Annotated in this window: 18 protein-coding genes; 10 read left to right on the forward strand and 8 right to left on the reverse strand. The window is 70.2% G+C overall.

What is annotated here, in order from left to right:
* Positions 1–153: 153 nt before the first annotated feature.
* On the reverse strand, positions 154–414 hold the full coding sequence (locus tag ACN20J_RS32455) for a UBP-type zinc finger domain-containing protein (protein WP_189837557.1): 261 nt from the start codon (positions 412–414) through the stop codon (positions 154–156).
* Between the two features lie 61 nt (positions 415–475).
* Here ACN20J_RS32455 and ACN20J_RS32460 point away from each other — a divergent pair, with 61 nt between their 5' ends.
* On the forward strand, positions 476–2,071 hold the full coding sequence (locus tag ACN20J_RS32460) for a Na+/H+ antiporter (RefSeq protein ID WP_189837558.1): 1,596 nt from the start codon (positions 476–478) through the stop codon (positions 2,069–2,071).
* A gap of 30 nt (positions 2,072–2,101) precedes the next feature.
* Here the strand turns inward: ACN20J_RS32460 and ACN20J_RS32465 are convergent, their stop codons facing one another.
* The 3 genes from ACN20J_RS32465 to ACN20J_RS32475 form a co-directional block, all read right to left on the reverse strand.
* Positions 2,102–3,037, reverse strand: coding sequence for a 1-aminocyclopropane-1-carboxylate deaminase/D-cysteine desulfhydrase (locus tag ACN20J_RS32465; protein ID WP_419667384.1), 936 nt, complete (start codon positions 3,035–3,037; stop codon positions 2,102–2,104).
* A gap of 67 nt (positions 3,038–3,104) precedes the next feature.
* Positions 3,105–3,695, reverse strand: coding sequence for an N-acetylmuramoyl-L-alanine amidase (locus tag ACN20J_RS32470; RefSeq protein WP_189837560.1), 591 nt, complete (start codon positions 3,693–3,695; stop codon positions 3,105–3,107).
* Positions 3,696–3,840: 145 nt separating this feature from the next.
* Positions 3,841–4,074, reverse strand: coding sequence for a hypothetical protein (locus ACN20J_RS32475; RefSeq protein ID WP_189837561.1), 234 nt, complete (start codon positions 4,072–4,074; stop codon positions 3,841–3,843).
* Between the two features lie 327 nt (positions 4,075–4,401).
* Between ACN20J_RS32475 and ACN20J_RS32480 the strand changes: the two genes are divergently transcribed.
* The 3 genes from ACN20J_RS32480 (at position 4,402) to ACN20J_RS32490 (ending at position 8,695) form a co-directional block, all read left to right on the forward strand.
* A complete protein-coding gene (locus tag ACN20J_RS32480; RefSeq protein ID WP_189837562.1) occupies positions 4,402–5,808 on the forward strand; it encodes a family 2B encapsulin nanocompartment shell protein in 1,407 nt (468 codons plus the stop codon).
* Between the two features lie 142 nt (positions 5,809–5,950).
* The gene (locus tag ACN20J_RS32485) at positions 5,951–7,081 is read left to right on the forward strand and encodes a family 2 encapsulin nanocompartment cargo protein polyprenyl transferase (protein WP_419667385.1); all 1,131 of its coding nucleotides are present in this window, start codon (positions 5,951–5,953) and stop codon (positions 7,079–7,081) included.
* Positions 7,082–8,086: 1,005 nt separating this feature from the next.
* Positions 8,087–8,695 carry a GNAT family N-acetyltransferase gene (locus ACN20J_RS32490; RefSeq protein WP_419667386.1) on the forward strand — a complete coding sequence of 203 codons (609 nt, stop codon included), beginning with the start codon at positions 8,087–8,089 and terminating at the stop codon, positions 8,693–8,695.
* Between the two features lie 84 nt (positions 8,696–8,779).
* On the opposite strand, the gene ACN20J_RS32495 is transcribed toward ACN20J_RS32490, so the two are convergent.
* Positions 8,780–9,376, reverse strand: a complete 597-nt coding sequence (locus ACN20J_RS32495; RefSeq protein ID WP_190232197.1) for a TetR/AcrR family transcriptional regulator — start codon at positions 9,374–9,376, stop codon at positions 8,780–8,782.
* Positions 9,377–9,495: 119 nt separating this feature from the next.
* Here ACN20J_RS32495 and ACN20J_RS32500 point away from each other — a divergent pair, with 119 nt between their 5' ends.
* The 4 genes from ACN20J_RS32500 to ACN20J_RS32515 all read left to right on the forward strand — a co-directional run bounded on the left by ACN20J_RS32500 (position 9,496) and on the right by ACN20J_RS32515 (position 12,188).
* A complete protein-coding gene (locus tag ACN20J_RS32500; protein WP_361988877.1) occupies positions 9,496–10,080 on the forward strand; it encodes a dihydrofolate reductase family protein in 585 nt (194 codons plus the stop codon).
* A 60-nt stretch (positions 10,081–10,140) separates the two neighbouring features.
* On the forward strand, positions 10,141–10,401 hold the full coding sequence (locus ACN20J_RS32505) for a hypothetical protein (protein ID WP_361988880.1): 261 nt from the start codon (positions 10,141–10,143) through the stop codon (positions 10,399–10,401).
* A 126-nt stretch (positions 10,402–10,527) separates the two neighbouring features.
* Positions 10,528–10,941: a YciI family protein gene (locus ACN20J_RS32510; protein WP_419667387.1), complete on the forward strand. Its 414-nt coding sequence runs from the start codon at positions 10,528–10,530 to the stop codon at positions 10,939–10,941.
* A complete protein-coding gene (locus tag ACN20J_RS32515; RefSeq protein ID WP_419667388.1) occupies positions 10,938–12,188 on the forward strand; it encodes an RNA polymerase sigma factor in 1,251 nt (416 codons plus the stop codon). Before ACN20J_RS32510 ends, ACN20J_RS32515 begins: the two co-directional genes overlap by 4 nt.
* Before the next feature lie 16 nt (positions 12,189–12,204).
* Here ACN20J_RS32515 and ACN20J_RS32520 read toward each other — a convergent pair whose 3' ends face one another.
* Positions 12,205–12,618, reverse strand: coding sequence for a helix-turn-helix transcriptional regulator (locus ACN20J_RS32520; protein ID WP_189837569.1), 414 nt, complete (start codon positions 12,616–12,618; stop codon positions 12,205–12,207).
* Positions 12,619–12,729: 111 nt separating this feature from the next.
* The gene (gene sodN / locus ACN20J_RS32525) at positions 12,730–13,125 is read right to left on the reverse strand and encodes a superoxide dismutase, Ni (RefSeq protein ID WP_007491258.1); all 396 of its coding nucleotides are present in this window, start codon (positions 13,123–13,125) and stop codon (positions 12,730–12,732) included.
* A gap of 145 nt (positions 13,126–13,270) precedes the next feature.
* Between sodN and sodX the strand changes: the two genes are divergently transcribed.
* Positions 13,271–13,705 carry a nickel-type superoxide dismutase maturation protease gene (gene sodX / locus ACN20J_RS32530; protein WP_189838441.1) on the forward strand — a complete coding sequence of 145 codons (435 nt, stop codon included), beginning with the start codon at positions 13,271–13,273 and terminating at the stop codon, positions 13,703–13,705.
* Here sodX and ACN20J_RS32535 read toward each other — a convergent pair.
* A complete protein-coding gene (locus ACN20J_RS32535) occupies positions 13,609–14,238 on the reverse strand; it encodes a CGNR zinc finger domain-containing protein (protein ID WP_189837570.1) in 630 nt (209 codons plus the stop codon). The two genes, sodX and ACN20J_RS32535, sit on opposite strands and share 97 nt — an antisense overlap.
* A gap of 98 nt (positions 14,239–14,336) precedes the next feature.
* Here ACN20J_RS32535 and ACN20J_RS32540 point away from each other — a divergent pair, with 98 nt between their 5' ends.
* Positions 14,337–15,095: a class I SAM-dependent methyltransferase gene (locus ACN20J_RS32540; RefSeq protein ID WP_419667389.1), complete on the forward strand. Its 759-nt coding sequence runs from the start codon at positions 14,337–14,339 to the stop codon at positions 15,093–15,095.
* Positions 15,096–15,442: the final 347 nt, after the last annotated feature.

Raw genomic sequence — 15,442 nt, forward strand, 5'->3', positions numbered from 1 at the left:
GTTTCCTGTCCCCGGGACCCCAACCCCTTGCTGTCACTCATAGTAAACCTATGGATACGCACAGTGGCTAGGGGTCTGCGGGCCCAATTGGGAAGAGCGCGCGCCGGGTTGACGTACCCAACGGTCAGAGGGTCGAACCGTCCGGATCCCCCGTCACACGAGTACGTGGTCGACGAAGCACCAGCGCCAGTTCTCTCCGGGCTCGAACGTGCGCATGATCGGGTGTCCCGTCTTCTTGAAGTGCTCTGTCGAGTGCCGCAGCGGCGACGAGTCGCAGCAGCCCACGTCTCCGCAGATGAGACACAGTCGCAACTGCACGGGGTGCGAGCCGGCCGCCAGACACTCCAGGCAGGTCTCGCTCAGCGGCTCGGGTTCTGGATGCGGCAGCGCGTCGGCGTGCGTGCACTGTTTCATGATTGCCAGATTACGTCGGGCGTGCGGGAATCCGCGCGGAAACGAAGGCGGGCCGAAGCTGATGCATGTGATGCCCCTCCTCCTGCTGGTCGCGGGCAGCGCCGTGGTCGCCGGCGCGGCCCGCCGTACCCCGGTGCCCGCGCCACTGATGCTGGTCGCCGCGGGCCTGATCGTCTCGTACCTGCCCGGGGTCCCCGAATACACCCTCGACCCCGACGTGGTGCTCCCGCTCGTGCTGCCCCCGCTGCTCTACACGGCGGCCACGGACAGCTCGTACCTCGATCTGCGGGCACAACTCAGGCCGGTCGCACTGCTGTCGGTCGGGTACGTGCTCTTCGCGACGCTCGTCGTCGGCTGGGCCGCCTACATGATCGTGCCGGACCTGTCGCTGACCGCGGCACTGGTGCTCGGCGCGGTCGTGGCGCCGCCGGACGCGGTGGCGGCCACGGCGGTGGCGCGCCGGGTGGGGCTGCCCTCCAGGGTCACCACGATCCTCCAGGGCGAGTCCCTGGTGAACGACGCGACCGCGATCACCGCCTACCGGGTGGCCATCGCCGCGGCCGTCGGTGAGGGCGCGACCTGGGCGGGCGGCATCGGCGAGTTCCTGCTCGCGGCGATCGGCGGCATCGGCATCGGAGTTGTCCTGATGGTGCCGCTGCACTGGCTGCGCACGCACCTGAAGGAGGCCCTTCTCCAGAACTCCCTGTCGCTGCTGATCCCGTTCTTCGCGTACGCGGTCGCCGAGCAGGTGCACGCCTCCGGAGTGCTCGCCGTGGTCGTCGTCGCGCTCTACCTGGGGCACCGCAACTGGGAGGTCGACTTCGCGACCCGCCTCCAGGAGGAGGCGGTGTGGAAGATGGTCGCGTTCATCCTGGAGTCGGCGGTCTTCGCACTGATCGGCCTGCAGCTCCCGATCGTCCTCAAGGGCCTCGACGAGTACGAGGGAGTGAGCGCCGCCTGGTATGCGGTGGCCGTCTTCCTGGTCGTCGTCGTGTCCCGCTTCGTGTGGGTGTATCCCGCGACCTTCCTGCCGCGCATCCTGTCCAAACGGATCCGGGAACGGGAGGACGACCCCACCTGGAAGGGTCCCTTCATCATCAGCTGGGCGGGGATGAGGGGCGTGGTCTCGCTCGCCATCGCCTTTTCGATCCCGCTCACCGCGGAGGGCGGGGAGGACTTCCCGGGCCGCAATCTGATCCTCTTCCTGACCTTCACGACGGTGATCGGCACGCTGGTCGTGCAGGGGCTGACACTGCCCCCGCTGGTCCGGCTGCTGAAACTGCCCGAGCGGGACACGCAGGCCGAGACGCTCGCGGAGGCGAACGCCCAGGCGCAGGCGTCCCGGACCGCGGAACGCCTCCTGGACGAACTCCTCGACGACGAGCGCAACGCGCTGCCGCCGCCGCTCGCCGACCGGCTCCGCTCGGTCCTGGAGCGTCGCCGCAATGCCGTGTGGGAGCGGCTCGGGACGGTGAACCCCGTGACCGGGGAGACCGCCGACGACACCTACCGGCGGCTGTCGCGCGAGATGATCGGCGCCGAGCGGGAGATGTTCGTGAGACTCCGCGACGGCCGCTACATCGACGACGAGATGCTCCGGACACTGCTGCGACGCCTGGACCTGGAGGAAGCGGCGGCGTTCCGCGAGGCGACGTAGGTCCGGGACGGAGGTCAGGGGACCAGGGGTCTAGGCGGCGGTCCGGGAGTGAGGGCTGCCGGTGACGACCGCCGCGATCGTCGTCCCGCGCGCGAACGCGCCCTCCTCCACGAGGGCGACAAGTCCGTACAGCAACTTGGCGACATAGAGACGCTCCACGGGCAGGCCGTGGCGCTGCTCGAAGTCGTCGGCGAACGCTTCGAGTTCGGGTGGCGTACGGGCGTAACCGCCGAAGTGGAAGCGGTCGTCGAGCGACCAGTCGCCGCGCGGGCCGCCGAAGGCTTCGTCCTGGAGCGTACGTATCTCCGCGTCGAGGAAGCCGCCCTTCAGGACGGGTATGCCGAGGGCGCGCCTGCCCGGGCCGAGGCCGGCGGCCAGGCCCGCGAAGGTGCCGCCCGTGCCGCAGGCGACCGCGGCCACGTCGACACCGCCGTGGTCGCGCAGCTCCTCGCCCAGGGTCCGGCAGCCCAGCACGGCAAGGGAGTTGCTGCCGCCCTCCGGGATCACGTACGCGTCCTCGGCGGCGCACACGCGAAGGAGCGCGGCCAGCGTCTTCGGCTCGCTCTTGCGGCGGTACGTCGATCTGTCGACGAAGTGGAATCGCATGCCGTCGGCCGCGCACTGGGCCAGGGACGGGTTGAGCGGGCGGTCGGCGAGCTCCTGGCCGCGGACCACGCCGACGGTGGGCAGGCCCAGCAGGCGGCCCGCGGCGGCGGTGGCCCGCAGATGGTTGGAGTACGCGCCGCCGAAGGTGAGGACCGTGCGGCCCGCCGCCGCCCGCAGGTTCGGGGCCAGCTTGCGCCATTTGTTGCCGACCAGCTCCGGGTGGATCAGATCGTCCCGCTTGAGCAGCAGCCGGACACCGCGCCGCGCGAACCGCTCGTCCACGGCCTCCCGCACCGGGGACGGCAGCCGTGGCCGCAGGGCGCCCAGGCCGAGCACTTCGGGGGTATCGGGGCTGATCACCCACCCATTGTCGGACACGCGTCCGAGCGCAGCAGGACGGCGGCGGCACGGGCCCGCCACGAGCGCGCTACTTCAGTCGTTCGTGGATACGGTCCCGCATGGCCGCCATCGTGAAGCCGCGGGGGTCGATCTTGCCCGGCTGCCATTCGAGGTGGCCGATGACCGAACGTGCCGTCCAGCCGTGGTGGCGGCAGACCGCCGCCGCGGCGCGCTCGATGGCGTCGAGCTGGGCTTCGGGCCAGGGATCCTCGCCGTCGCCGAGGTTCTCGCACTCGAAGCCGTAGAAGTGGCGGTTTCCGTCGGTGTTCGCCTCGTTGTCCGGTGGGAGGGCCTTCTCCGCGATGACCGCGCGCAGGACGTCGTCGTCGCCCAGGCCCGCGTGGTTGGAACGGCCGTAGCCGACGAGGTGGACTCTGCCGTCCTTGGTGATGACACCGTGGCACAGCGGACCGGGCAGGCCGCTGTAGCCGTCACGGCAGAGCTCGACCGTGTGCTGGCTCCCCGACGTCACCGTGTGGTGGATCATCACGCCGTGGACCGGGCCCCACGGGCCCTTGTGATTGCGGTTGTGATGCTCCCAGTCGCCGACCTCGACGACGGTGATCCCTTCCGCCTTGAGCCGGCTCAGAAAGCTGCCCGCGGACATGGGTGGGGCCATGACCGCCTCCTTACAGGCCGCGACGGCCACCCTGCGCGGCCGTCTCGTACCGCTGCTTGTACCCGGATCTCCCCGGCCGGAGCCACTTCTTCGCACGGCGTGCGAGCCGATCCGGTCAGCGGGTCAGCGGTACGCGCGGACCGTCTCAGGCGCGCAGAAAGCCGTCCCCGTGCGTCGCGATGTGGCTCTCCACGGCCTGGAGGGCCTGCTGCGTGGCCTGCGGGGAGCCGCTGCCGCGCCGCTCCGCGAGGTAGGCCGCGCCGAGGCTCTTCAGCAGATCGCCGCCGGCCCGCTGTGCCTGGACGTCGTCGAGCTTCTGCTTGCCCTGCGTGAGGCCGCGCTGTGCTTGTTCCTTGGCGCGGTCCAGGAAGCCTGCCATTGCCTTCTCCTCGTCGTTCGTTTCGTCGTTCGTCCGTTTTGCCGGTTCAACGGGCGGCCCGATCTTGAAGTTCCCGATCGGGAAGCGATCGGAAAGCAGTCGGGAGGCAATCGGGAATCAGGGAATCAGTCGGAGGCAATCGGGAAGCGGCGGGAGGATCCACGTCGCCGGGCCGACTGGTTGCCAGGACATGTCGGGCCGGGCGGGGCCCTCCGTTATGCCCCGCTTTCGAAGATCCATTCCCCCTCTTTCGTGTAATAGCACCGGCACGGTCCGTGATGGAAGTGTTCTCGGTGCAGCTCATTGCACGATGGGGAGGGCAATTTCATGTCGGTAGGCGAAGAGATCCGCGCGGACCAGGATCAGCCGCAGAAGAGTCTCGGCACATCCGCGGCGCGGAACCTGGCCACGACCACCAAGTCCGCGCCACAGATGCAGGAGATCAGCTCACGATGGCTGCTGCGCATGCTGCCGTGGGTGAACGTGCAGGGCGGCACATACCGCGTGAACCGCAGGCTCAGCTATTCGGTGGGCGACGGTCGCGTGACGTTCGTGAAGACCGGTGACCGAGTCCAGGTCATCCCCGCGGAGCTCGGCGAACTGCCGGCACTGCGGACATACGAGGACCCGGAGGTGCTTGCCGAGCTCGCACAGCGCTGCCAGCAGCGGGAGTTCGACCCGGGCGACGTCCTCGCCTCCTTCGGCAGCCAGGCCGACGAGGTGTTCCTGCTCGCACACGGCAAGGTCGAGAAGATCGGCACGGGTCCGTACGGGGACGACGCTGTCCTCGGAGTTCTCGCCGACGGCGCCTACTTCGGAGAGCAGGCGATCACCGACCCGGAGGCGATCTGGGAGTACACGGCCCGCGCGGTCACGGCCTGTACGGTCCTCGCGCTGCCCCGCCAGGACCTCGACCAGATCGCCGAGCGCTCCGAATCCCTGCGCGAGCACCTTCAGCAACTGCGCGCGATTCCCACGCAGCGCGCCAACAACTACGGCGAGAAGGAGATCGACCTCGCCGCCGGCCACACCGGAGAACAGGCCATCCCGGGGACGTACGTCGACTACGACGCGGCACCGCGCGAGTACGAACTCAGCGTCGCCCAGACCGTGCTGCGCATCCACACGCGCGTGGCCGACCTCTACAACCAGCCGATGAATCAGACCGAGCAGCAGTTGCGGCTCACGGTCGAGGCGCTGAAGGAGCGCCAGGAGCACGAGCTCATCAACAACCGGGAGTTCGGGCTGCTCAACAACTGCGAGTACGACCAGCGGTTGCAGCCGCACGACGGCGTGCCCAGCCCGGACGACCTGGACGAGCTGCTCACCAGGCGGCGCGGCACCAAGCTGCTGCTCGCCCACCCGCGCGCGATCTCCGCGTTCGGCCGCGAGCTCAACAAGCGGGGGCTCGTCCCGGAGACCCTCGACATGGGCGGCAACCGCATTCCCACCTGGCGCGGCGTGCCGATCTTCCCGTGCAACAAGATCCCGGTCACCGAGGCCCGCACGACCTCGATCATCGCCATGCGTACGGGCGAGGCCGACCAGGGCGTCATCGGGCTCCAGCAGGCCGGCATCCCGGACGAGATCGAGCCGAGCCTGTCCGTGCGGTTCATGGGCATCAGCGAGCAGGCGATCATGTCCTACCTGGTGACGACGTACTACTCGGCCGCGGTCCTGGTGCCCGACGCGCTCGGGGTCCTGGAGAACGTCGAGATCGGCCGCTGGAGGTGACGTCCCGTACGGCGCGTGCCGTGTCCCCGTCCGCCGGTGGGGGCAGACCGAGGGGGTACGCGCCCGTCGCCGACGGGCCGAAGGGGTACGCGCCCGGCGCCGGCGGAAGCGCCACCGTCCGCGTACTCCGCGACGCGGATCCATGGGTGAGCTCATGACGGAGACGCAGCAGAGCCCGCTGCCGGCCGTGGAAGGACCGGAAGCGCGGGGAGAGCCGGTGCCCGGTGGCGTGCCCGGCGGGCGGCGGGGTTCGCCCGACGGGCAGGAGGCCGCCGGGATCCTGGAGCGGTCCCGGGCGTCGGTCGACCCCGAACTGCGCCGGGTCATCGAGACGTTGCCCGGTCCGTTGCGCCGGATCGCGCTTTACCACTTCGGGTGGGAGCACGCGGACGGCAGCTCCGCGGCGGGCAACTCGGGCAAGGCGATCCGGCCCGCGCTCGTGCTGGCCGCGGTCCGGGCGCTCGGCGGACAGCAGGAGGCTGCCGTACGGGCCGCCGCCGCGGTGGAGTTGGTGCACAACTTCACCCTGCTGCACGACGACGTGATGGACCGGGACACCACTCGCAGGCACCGGCCCACCGCGTGGGCGGTGTTCGGGGACGCCGACGCGGTGCTCGCGGGGGACTCCCTGCAGGCGCTGGCCCACCGGTTGCTCGCCGAGGATCCGCATCCGGCGTCCTCGGCGGCGGCAGCGCGGCTCGCGAGCTGTGTCGTCGAACTGTGCGCGGGCCAGCACACGGACACCGCGATGGAGCGTCGAGGTCCCGACGACGTCACGCTCGACGAGGTGCTCGCCATGGCCGAGGCGAAGACGGGGGCGCTGCTCGGCTGCGCGTGCGCGCTCGGGGCGCTGTATGCGGGGGCCGGAGAGGAGGACGTCGACGCTCTGGACGCGTTCGGGCGGGAGGCCGGGCTCGCCTTCCAGCTCATCGACGACGTGATCGGCATCTGGGGGGACCCGAGCCGCACCGGCAAGCCGGCCGGGGCGGACCTCATGGCCCGCAAGAAGTCCCTCCCCGTGGTCGCGGCGCTCGCCTCCGGCACACCGGCCGCGGCCGAACTGGCCGAGCTGTACCGGGTTCCGTACCGCGACGGCGATCTGGAGCGTACGGTCCTCGCCGTCGAGCGGGCGGGCGGGCGTGACTGGGCCCAGGTCCAGGCCGCCGACCGGATGGCCAGGTCCCTGCAGCACCTGTCCCGGGCCGTTCCGGATCCGGAGGCGGCGGGAGGGCTTCTGTCGCTGGCGGAGTACGTGACGCGGCGGAGCACGTGAGTTGGGGCCGTCGAGGGGAGCGACGGGTGAGGTGAGTGAGACGGGCGCCATGGGCGAGGCGGGCGCGACGAGTGAAGGGTGACCGAAGGGTGGCGCGTATGTAGAGATCGGGCGGCCGATGCCGTGCGGTGCCCGCGGGGACGCGGCAGCCGAAGCCGTACGGCGTCGGAATCGGGGGGGCAGAGGAGGGGCGGGGGACAGAGGGGGCAGGGGGCGGGGACGGTTGAGGAGGGCTGAAGAAGGCTGAGGGACGTGCGGGAGGCGCCGCCCGGGTGGGATGGCTCGGCTGGGCGCGGTGGATGAGGCCGTGCGGCGGGTGGGCTGTCGGTGCCTGGGGGTGGGGGGCGCCTGACCTGGCTCGATCGGACCCCGATCTGGCTCGACCCGATCCGGCTAGGTGCGGCGGGGCGTGGCTCCGCCTGGTTGGTCTGGCTGGGCCGTCTCGGCTCGGGGTGGCAGGCGTGTGCTGCCTGGCCGGTCTGGCTGGGCCCGACTTGGTTCGGTGCGCGGGGCGTGGCTCCGCCTGGTTGGTCTGGCTAGGACCGTCTCGGTTCGGCGTGGCAGGCGTGTGCTGCCTGGCCGGTCTGGCTGGGCCCGACTTGGTTGGGCGTGGCGGGGCGTGGAGCCGCCTGGTCGGTCTGGCTGGGACCGGCTCGGTGAGGTGCGGCACGCCGGGCCAGGCCGAGCGGCAGGCGGCCCCCCTCCAGCCCTGCCGCCTCCGCACCGCTTGCCTCCACACCGCCGGTCTCCGCCCCCGGCCTCCCCCCACACCTCACTTCCGCCACTCCACCCTGAGCGGTACGGCGTTCGTCGGCCGTAATGGGTACGAGACTCCGGGGCCCTCTTCGCCGCGCGGTGCCTGACAACGCGGTGAGGCGGAGGGGTTCCGGTTCCGGCGGGCCCCGCGCATCCCCACGGTGTGCGGGGCCCGTCGCCTTCTGCCGAAGTGATCGCTAGGCTGCAACGGCCGAGTGGGCATGGGTAGTTGAGCCAAAGGGGCGGGCTATGGGCGTGGCGATCCGCAGAGCGGGCGAGGACGACCGGGAGGCCGTGACACGGCTGCTCGACGAGGCCTTTCAGAAGGACCCGGTGAGCAGTTGGATCTTTCCCGACGCGGAACACCGGCGGCGGACGCATCCGCTGCTGATGGGCGCCTTCGTCGACGGCGTGCTCGCCGAGGGGTACGTGGACGTCACGGAGGACGGTTCGGCCTGTGCGCTGTGGCTTCCGATGCCCGCGGAGCCCGCCGAGGAGGACGAGGACGGGCCCGCCCAACTGCGCGAGGACGTCGATCCCGAGAACGAACGGGTCGAACTGATAGGCAGGTTGACCGCCGGGATCCACCCGGAGGGGCAGGCCCACGAGTACCTCTGGATGATCGCCGTCTCTCCGGGCCGGCAGGGGGAGGGGCTCGGTTCGGCCCTTGTCCAGCATGTGCTGGACCGGTGTGACGGTGAAGGTGTGGCCACGTATCTGGAGGCGAGCAGTGAGCGCAGCCGGAGGCTCTATGAGCGGCTCGGGTTCGAGTTCACGGGGAGCGCCCTTGAGCTTCCGAGCGGGCCGCTGATGTGGCCGATGTGGCGCGAACCGCTCCGTGGGGAGGCCGGTTCGTAGTCCGCGGGCCGCGGGCCGGTGGGGGCTGGGCGCCCAGTTCCCGCGCCCAGCTGACGGGGTGGCCCCCGCCGACACCTTGTCCGCTCAGTCGGCCGGCTCCGGCACGATCGTCGCGACGATCCGTTCCACCAGCCCGTCCGGGACGGTCACTCCCGGCAGTACGCCCTCCAGGACGCCCGGCAGGGTCAGGTGTTCCAGGATCAGGCCGAGCATGGCGAGATACAGGACCGTGACCGTCTCGTCGCCGCCGGGGAGGCCTGCCCCGCGGTGGAACTCCATGCCGTATTCGAGGTCGGCGCGGATCGTCTTCGTGTAGGAGGCGCGGAGTTCGGGGCGGCGCGTGGCCTCCAGGCGCATCTCCAGCAGGGCCAGATAGCCCGTGCGGTCCCGTTGGGCGCGGGCCATGAGGTCGTGCATGAACGCCGTGACCAGGGCACGGTTTTTGGGGGCCTTCATGAGCTCGGCCAGGACCTCGGGGTCCGGGGCGAGGCGTTCGTGGAGGTGGGCGTCGATCTGGCGGAGCAGGTCGTCGCGGCCGGTGAAGTAGTTCGAGGCGGTGCCCACCGGAACCCCGGCCTCACCGTCCACCGCGCGGAACGTCAGCCCGCGTGCCCCTTCGCGCGCCAGCACCTCCACCCCGGCGTCGACCAGGGCGGCCCGGCGCTCCGGATTGCTCGCCATGCGGAATCCCCTCTCTCACTTGAGCCCCGTACGGGAGATCCTCGGAAATCTCCTTGCAACCACTACAGGTGAAGCACTATGAATGGAGTGGTTCACGCATCCTACGGAAAGAGACCGGCTTGCGAAAGCTCACGTATTTCATCGCCTGCTCGATCGACGGCTTCATCGGCGACCCGAGCGGCGACGCACAGATGATGGTGGAGATGGTCGACGAGGAGTTCTTCGACTTCCTCAAGACTGAATACCCGGAGACGTTGCCGACCCACGGCCGCCAAGCGACGGGTACGGACCACCTGGCGAACCAGAAGTACGACACGATCATCCAGGGCCGCGCCAGCTACGACATCGCGCTGGAGATCGGCGTCACCAGCCCGTACGCCCATATGCGCGAGTACGTCGCCTCGCGCAGCCTGAAGGAGTCGCCCGACCCCCACGTCGAGATCATCTCCGACGACCTGGTCGGCAAGGTCCGCGAGCTCAAGGCGGAGGACGGCGATCTCGGTATCTACCTGTGCGGCGGTTCGCGGCTCGCGGGGGAGCTGGTCGACGAGATCGACGAGATCATCGTCAAGACGTACCCGATCGTGCTCGGCTCCGGCATGCCGATGTTCGGCTCCGGGTTCGCCATCGGCGAGTTCACGCTCGGCGAGGTGCGTACGTTCAAGAACGGGGCGATCGTGCGGACGTACAGCAGGAAGCGCTGATTCCGGGGCGGGTTCGTCGCCCGCCTGTCGGGGCGCGGCCTCCCGCAATACCCTGGGGACATGACCAGCGATGAGTATGTCTGTCCGGTCTGCAAGCAGGCCGTGGACACGGTCGTGCGTCGGCACAAGACCCTCGGGGTCTTCGTGCCCCTGTGGGGCGCGGGCCCCTGCCAGAACCCCCAGTGCGCGGAGTACGAGGAGGGGGAGGCCGAGAAGGCCGAGGCCGAGTCGGAGCGCGTCCTGGCGAGCGAGCCCGAGACGCCCCAGGCGGCAGCAGGCCAGGGGCCTGCGGACCAGGCGTCCGTGGAGCGGGATTCCTGAGTGCGGCGGCACGCGAGAAATCGCGCGAAAGTTTTTTCCGCGACCTTGTAGAGAACCGCGGCCCGGCTCCGACGTCCCCTGTGAGAGCCGCCCGGAGCGGGTGGCCCGAACCGAAGGAGCGGACTCATGAAGTACCTCGTGATGATCCAGGGCACGCAGGCCGACTACGAGGCGCAGAGCGGCAAGGGCTCCTCCGACGCCCCCGTCTGGACCGAGAAGGACGTCCAGACCATGTACGCGCACATGGGCGCGATCAACAACGACCTCGCCGAGACCGGGGAGATCGTCGACGCCAACGGTCTGTCGGAGCCCGCGAAGGCCCGGTTCGTCGAGCGGGGCCCGGACGGGAAGCCCGTGATCACCGACGGACCGTACAGCGAGACCAAGGAAGTGCTCGCCGGGTACTGGGTCCTGGACTGCGCCAGCCTGGAGCGGGTCACGGAGATCGCCGCCCGCGTGCTCGACTGCCCCGTCCCCGAGGGCACGAAGCAGTACCCGCTGGTCATCCGCCCGATCCCCGACTTCAGTGGGGACGTGTGAGCCGTCCCCCCAGACGCCCCTCGGGACGTACGAGCGAGGTCGAGGACCTGCTGCGCCGCCACGCGCCGCAGGTCCTCGGCGCGCTCGTGCGCCGGTACGGGCACTTCGACGCCGCCGAGGACGCCGTGCAGGAGGCGCTCCTCGCGGCGGCCGGACAGTGGCCGGACGCCGGGGTGCCCGAGAATCCGCGCGGCTGGCTGATCAAGGTCGCGTCGCGGCGGCTCACGGACGTGCTGCGCAGTGAGGAGGCGCGCCGGCTGCGCGAGGAGCGGGCGGCGGCGCTCACTCCGCGCGACGCGTTCACGGCGCCGCCGCCCGGCGCCGACCGGGCCCCGTCCGAGGACGACACCCTCACGCTTCTTTTCCTCTGCTGCCATCCCGAACTGACCCAGCCCGCGCGGATCGCGCTCACGCTGCGGGCGGTCGGCGGTCTGACGACGGCCGAGATCGCCCGTGCGCATCTGATGCCCGAGGCGAGCATGGCGCAGCGGATCAGCCGGGCCAAGCAGAAGGTGAAGGGCACGAGCTTCGGCCGCCCCGAGAACTGGGAGGAGCGGCTGCCGGCGGTCCTGCACGTCCTGTACCTGATCTTCAACGAGGGGTACACGGCCACATCCGGCGCGGCGCTCCAGCGGGCCGAACTCGCGGGCGAGGCCATCCGGTTGACCCGTACGGTGTACGCCCTGCTGCCCGGCCACTGCGAGGTGACGGGTCTGCTGGCGCTCATGCTCCTCACCGACGCCCGCCGCGCCGCGCGCACCGGACCGCATGGTGAACTGGTGCCGCTCGATGAGCAGGATCGATCGCTGTGGGACAAGACGGCGATCGACGAGGGCGTGGGCCTCGTGACGCAGGCGCTGGCCCAACCGCGGCTGGGTCCCTACCAGTTGAGGGCCGCGATCGCCGCCGTCCACGACGAGGCCGCCTCGCCCGAGGACACCGACTGGCGGGAGATCCTCGGCCTCTACGACATCCTCGTCCGGCTGGTCCCCGGCCCCATGGAACGCCTCAACCGCACGGTGGCCGTCGCGATGGTCCACGGCCCGGAGGCCGGTCTCGACGAACTCGAATCCCTGGAAGAGGAGTTGTCGACGGGTCACCGCCTCGACGCGGTCCGCGCCCATCTCCTGGAACGGGCTGGCGACACCGAGGCCGCCCGCACCGCCTACGAGTCGGCCGCCGCCAAGACCCTCAGCCGCCCGGAACAGCGCTACCTACGGGCGCGCGCGTCCCGCCTGGCGACCTGAAGCCGGTCGCTGCCACTCAAGACGGGGGTTCGGACGCCCGTATGCGCGTGGGCCGCGTGTACATCTTCGCCACGCAGGCCGGGATCGCCGCCCCCTCGTCGTGCGGCCGGGCCCGGTACGCGCTCGGCGACTCGCCCACCAGCTCGGTGAAGCGGGAGCTGAACGACCCCAGCGACGTACACCCGACGGCTATGCAGACCTCCGTCACCGTCAGATCGCCGCGCCGCAGCAGCGCCTTCGCACGCTCGATGCGGCGCGTCATGAGATAGCTGTACGGAGTCTCACCGAAGGCCGACCGGAAGCTGCGCTGGAAGTGGCCCGCCGACATCAGCGCCGTACGCGCGAGCGCGGGCACGTCCAGCGGCTCGGCATACTCGCGGTCCATCCGGTCGCGCGCCTTGCGCAGCCGGACCAGATCTTCCGGATTCATGCCCTTCAGCATGCCACGGCCCACCGACAGAGCCCCCGACAGGGAAACGAGGAAGGGGCCCGGCCAAGGTATCGGCCGGGCCCCTCCACCGCGAAAACTGAAGGCGTTGGGTCACGCCTTCTTGGTCTCCCAGAAGATCTTGTCGATCTGGGCGATGTAGTCCAGCGCCTTCTGGCCCGTGGCCGGGTCGGTCGAGCCCTTGGCGGCCGAGAGGGCCTTGAGGGCGTCGTTGACCAGCTGGTGCAGCTCCGGGTACTTCTCGAAGTGCGGGGGCTTGAAGTAGTCGCTCCAGAGCACCGAGACGTGGTGCTTGGCGAGCTCGGCGCGCTGCTCCTTGATGACGGTGGCGCGGGCCTGGAAGTGCGGGTCGTCGTTGGCGGCCATCTTTTCCTGCACGGCCTTCACCGACTCCGCCTCGATGCGGGCCTGGGCCGGGTCGTACACACCGCAGGGCAGGTCGCAGTGTGCGCTGACCTTGACCTTGGGGGCAAACAGGCGGGAGAGCATTGAGCTGTCCTTCCTCGTGATCGTCTTCTCAGGTGGGACATTACTCCGTGAGGGACGGGTTTTCGCGAGTGCCCCCATGGGCTTAGGACAAAAGTCCAGGGTGAGACTGGGACTCGTGGAGGATAGGACCGGGGAGGTGCCGGTGATGCCGGAGCTGTCGCAGGAGACCGAGCGTGGAAGGGCTGCCCTGCCCTTCGGTACGGCCGAGGTGACGGGGCCGTCCATGGTGCCCACACTGCAGCACGGGGATCTCCTCGTCGTGCAGTACGGGGCCCGGGTCAGGCCCGGTGACGTGGTCGTACTGCGTCATCCGTTCCAGCAGGACCTGCTGGTCGTCAAGCGCGCGGCCGAGCGGCGCGAGGGCGGCTGGTGGGTGCTCGGCGACAACGCGTACGCGGGCGGGGACAGTACCGACTACGGGACCGTGCCCGAGGAGCTCGTCCTCGGGAAGGTGCGGTTCCGGTACCGGCCGCTCAAAAAGGATCAGCGCTCGCCGTTCGCGGTCGCGCGCTGGGTGCTGTCGGCCGCCAGGCCGGTGCTCTCCGACCGGTCCGCCTCCAGGCGTTTGCGGGCCCGGTAGGCGGCGACGTTCGCCCGGGTCGCGCAGCGGTCCGAGCAGTAGCGCCGGGAGCGGTTCGTCGAGGTGTCGAGGTAGGCGTTGCGGCACGGCGCTGCCTCGCACAGGCCCAGGCGGTCCACGCCGTACTCGGTGAGGTGGAAGGCCAGGCCCATCGCGGCGGTCGCGGCGTACCCCGCGGTCGCGTTCGACGGGTGGTCCGCCAGGTGCATGTGCCACAGCGGGCGGCCGTCGTCGTCCCGGAAATCGTGGCCGGAGATCTGCGGGCTCACCGGGAACTCCAGGAGCAGTGAGTTCAACAGGTCCACGGCGAGCGTCTCGTCGCCGCCGTCGGCCGCCTCGAACACCGCGCGCAGCCGGGCCCGTACGCCGCGGAAGCGGGTCACGTCCGCGTCCGTGGCGCGGCGGGCCGCCTGTGAGTTGCCGCCGAAGAGATCGCGGACGGCCTCGACCGAGGTGAGCGCGTCCTTGCCCCGGGCCGGTTCCTCGCTGTTGACGAGTCGCACGGCGTAGTCCGAGTAATAGGCCAGTTCCACTTGTAGTCCTTACGGAGGCACTCTATCGTCGTGGTGCGGACAGGTAATGGCTAATTGCACTTCCAGGGTATTACACACTGGAGGGGAGAGGGGTATCCATGACGACCGACATCGGAGCCGACTGGGCTGCCTGGCAGGAGAGCTGGGACCGGCAGCAGGAGTGGTACATGCCGGACCGTGAGGAGCGCTTCAGGGTCATGCTCGACATGGTCGAGGCCCTCGTGGGCCCCGAGCCGCGCGTCCTGGATCTCGCGTGCGGTACGGGAAGTATCACGGCCCGCCTCTTCGAAAGGTTCCCGAAGGCCGTCAGTACCGGCGTCGACCTCGATCCCGCGCTCCTGACCATCGCCGAGGGCACCTTCCGCGGTGACGACCGGGTCACCTTCGTCACGGCCGACCTCAAGGATCCCGACTGGGCGGCGAAGCTGCCGTACGACTCGTACGACGCCGTGCTCACGGCCACCGCCCTTCACTGGCTGCACCGGGAGCCCCTCGCGGTTCTGTACGGTCAGGTCGCGGAACTCGTCCGTGACGGTGGGGTGTTCATGAACGCGGACCACATGATCGACGAGGCGACTCCGCGGATCAACGCTGCGGACCGGGCTCAGCGGCATGCCCGTATGGACGAGGCCAAGGCCGCCGGCGTTCTCGACTGGGCCGACTGGTGGCAGCTCGCCGCGCAGGACCCCGTCCTCGCCGGGCCTACGGCTCGGCGCTTCGAGATCTATGGCGAGCATGCGGAGGGGGATACGCCGTCTGGCGAGTGGCATGCGCGGGTGTTGCGCGAAGCGGGGTTCGCGGAGGCCCGCGAGGTGTGGCGTTCGCCGTCTGATGCGTTGGTGCTGGCTCTCAAGTAGCGGGCTTTTCTCGCCCCCGCCGCCCCTACCCATTCCCGTCCCTTTTCAGGGGCTCCGCCCCCGAACCCCCGTATCGCGCTGAACGCGCTCGTCCTCAAACGCCGGACGGGCTGATGGGGGTGGGGGGTGACCTTGGGTGGGTGGGGAAATCGGCCTGAACGGCCTTGTCCTCAAACGCCGGACGGGCTGAGTGGGCGGGCCCGGGCTGATGGGGGTGCGTGGGTTGACCGTGGGTTGGGAAATCGGCCTGAACGGCCTCGTCCTCAAACGCCGGACGGGCTGAAGTGTGCGGGGCTGGGCTGGAAGGTGAACGCTGGGTGGGCCGGACGCTGGGGCTCGGCCTTGCT

It is taken from the genome of Streptomyces sp. 2-1 (assembly GCF_048564895.1).
Taxonomy (GTDB): domain Bacteria; phylum Actinomycetota; class Actinomycetes; order Streptomycetales; family Streptomycetaceae; genus Streptomyces; species Streptomyces phaeochromogenes.

Excerpts from the sequence above, each read along its gene's own strand:
- ACN20J_RS32485 (WP_419667385.1), top strand. The coding sequence starts at position 5,951 with ATGGGTGAGCTCATGACGGAGACGCAGCAGAGCCCGCTGCCGGCCGTG.
- ACN20J_RS32480 (WP_189837562.1), top strand. The coding sequence starts at position 4,402 with ATGTCGGTAGGCGAAGAGATCCGCGCGGACCAGGATCAGCCGCAGAAG.
- ACN20J_RS32495 (WP_190232197.1), bottom strand. The coding sequence starts at position 9,376 with ATGGCGAGCAATCCGGAGCGCCGGGCCGCCCTGGTCGACGCCGGGGTG.
- ACN20J_RS32455 (WP_189837557.1), bottom strand. The coding sequence starts at position 414 with ATGAAACAGTGCACGCACGCCGACGCGCTGCCGCATCCAGAACCCGAG.
- ACN20J_RS32470 (WP_189837560.1), bottom strand. The coding sequence starts at position 3,695 with ATGGCCCCACCCATGTCCGCGGGCAGCTTTCTGAGCCGGCTCAAGGCG.
- sodX (WP_189838441.1), top strand. The coding sequence starts at position 13,271 with ATGCCGGAGCTGTCGCAGGAGACCGAGCGTGGAAGGGCTGCCCTGCCC.
- ACN20J_RS32475 (WP_189837561.1), bottom strand. The coding sequence starts at position 4,074 with ATGGCAGGCTTCCTGGACCGCGCCAAGGAACAAGCACAGCGCGGCCTC.
- ACN20J_RS32460 (WP_189837558.1), top strand. The coding sequence starts at position 476 with ATGCATGTGATGCCCCTCCTCCTGCTGGTCGCGGGCAGCGCCGTGGTC.
- ACN20J_RS32510 (WP_419667387.1), top strand. The coding sequence starts at position 10,528 with ATGAAGTACCTCGTGATGATCCAGGGCACGCAGGCCGACTACGAGGCG.
- ACN20J_RS32520 (WP_189837569.1), bottom strand. The coding sequence starts at position 12,618 with ATGAATCCGGAAGATCTGGTCCGGCTGCGCAAGGCGCGCGACCGGATG.
- ACN20J_RS32505 (WP_361988880.1), top strand. The coding sequence starts at position 10,141 with ATGACCAGCGATGAGTATGTCTGTCCGGTCTGCAAGCAGGCCGTGGAC.
- ACN20J_RS32540 (WP_419667389.1), top strand. The coding sequence starts at position 14,337 with ATGACGACCGACATCGGAGCCGACTGGGCTGCCTGGCAGGAGAGCTGG.
- sodN (WP_007491258.1), bottom strand. The coding sequence starts at position 13,125 with ATGCTCTCCCGCCTGTTTGCCCCCAAGGTCAAGGTCAGCGCACACTGC.
- ACN20J_RS32490 (WP_419667386.1), top strand. The coding sequence starts at position 8,087 with ATGGGCGTGGCGATCCGCAGAGCGGGCGAGGACGACCGGGAGGCCGTG.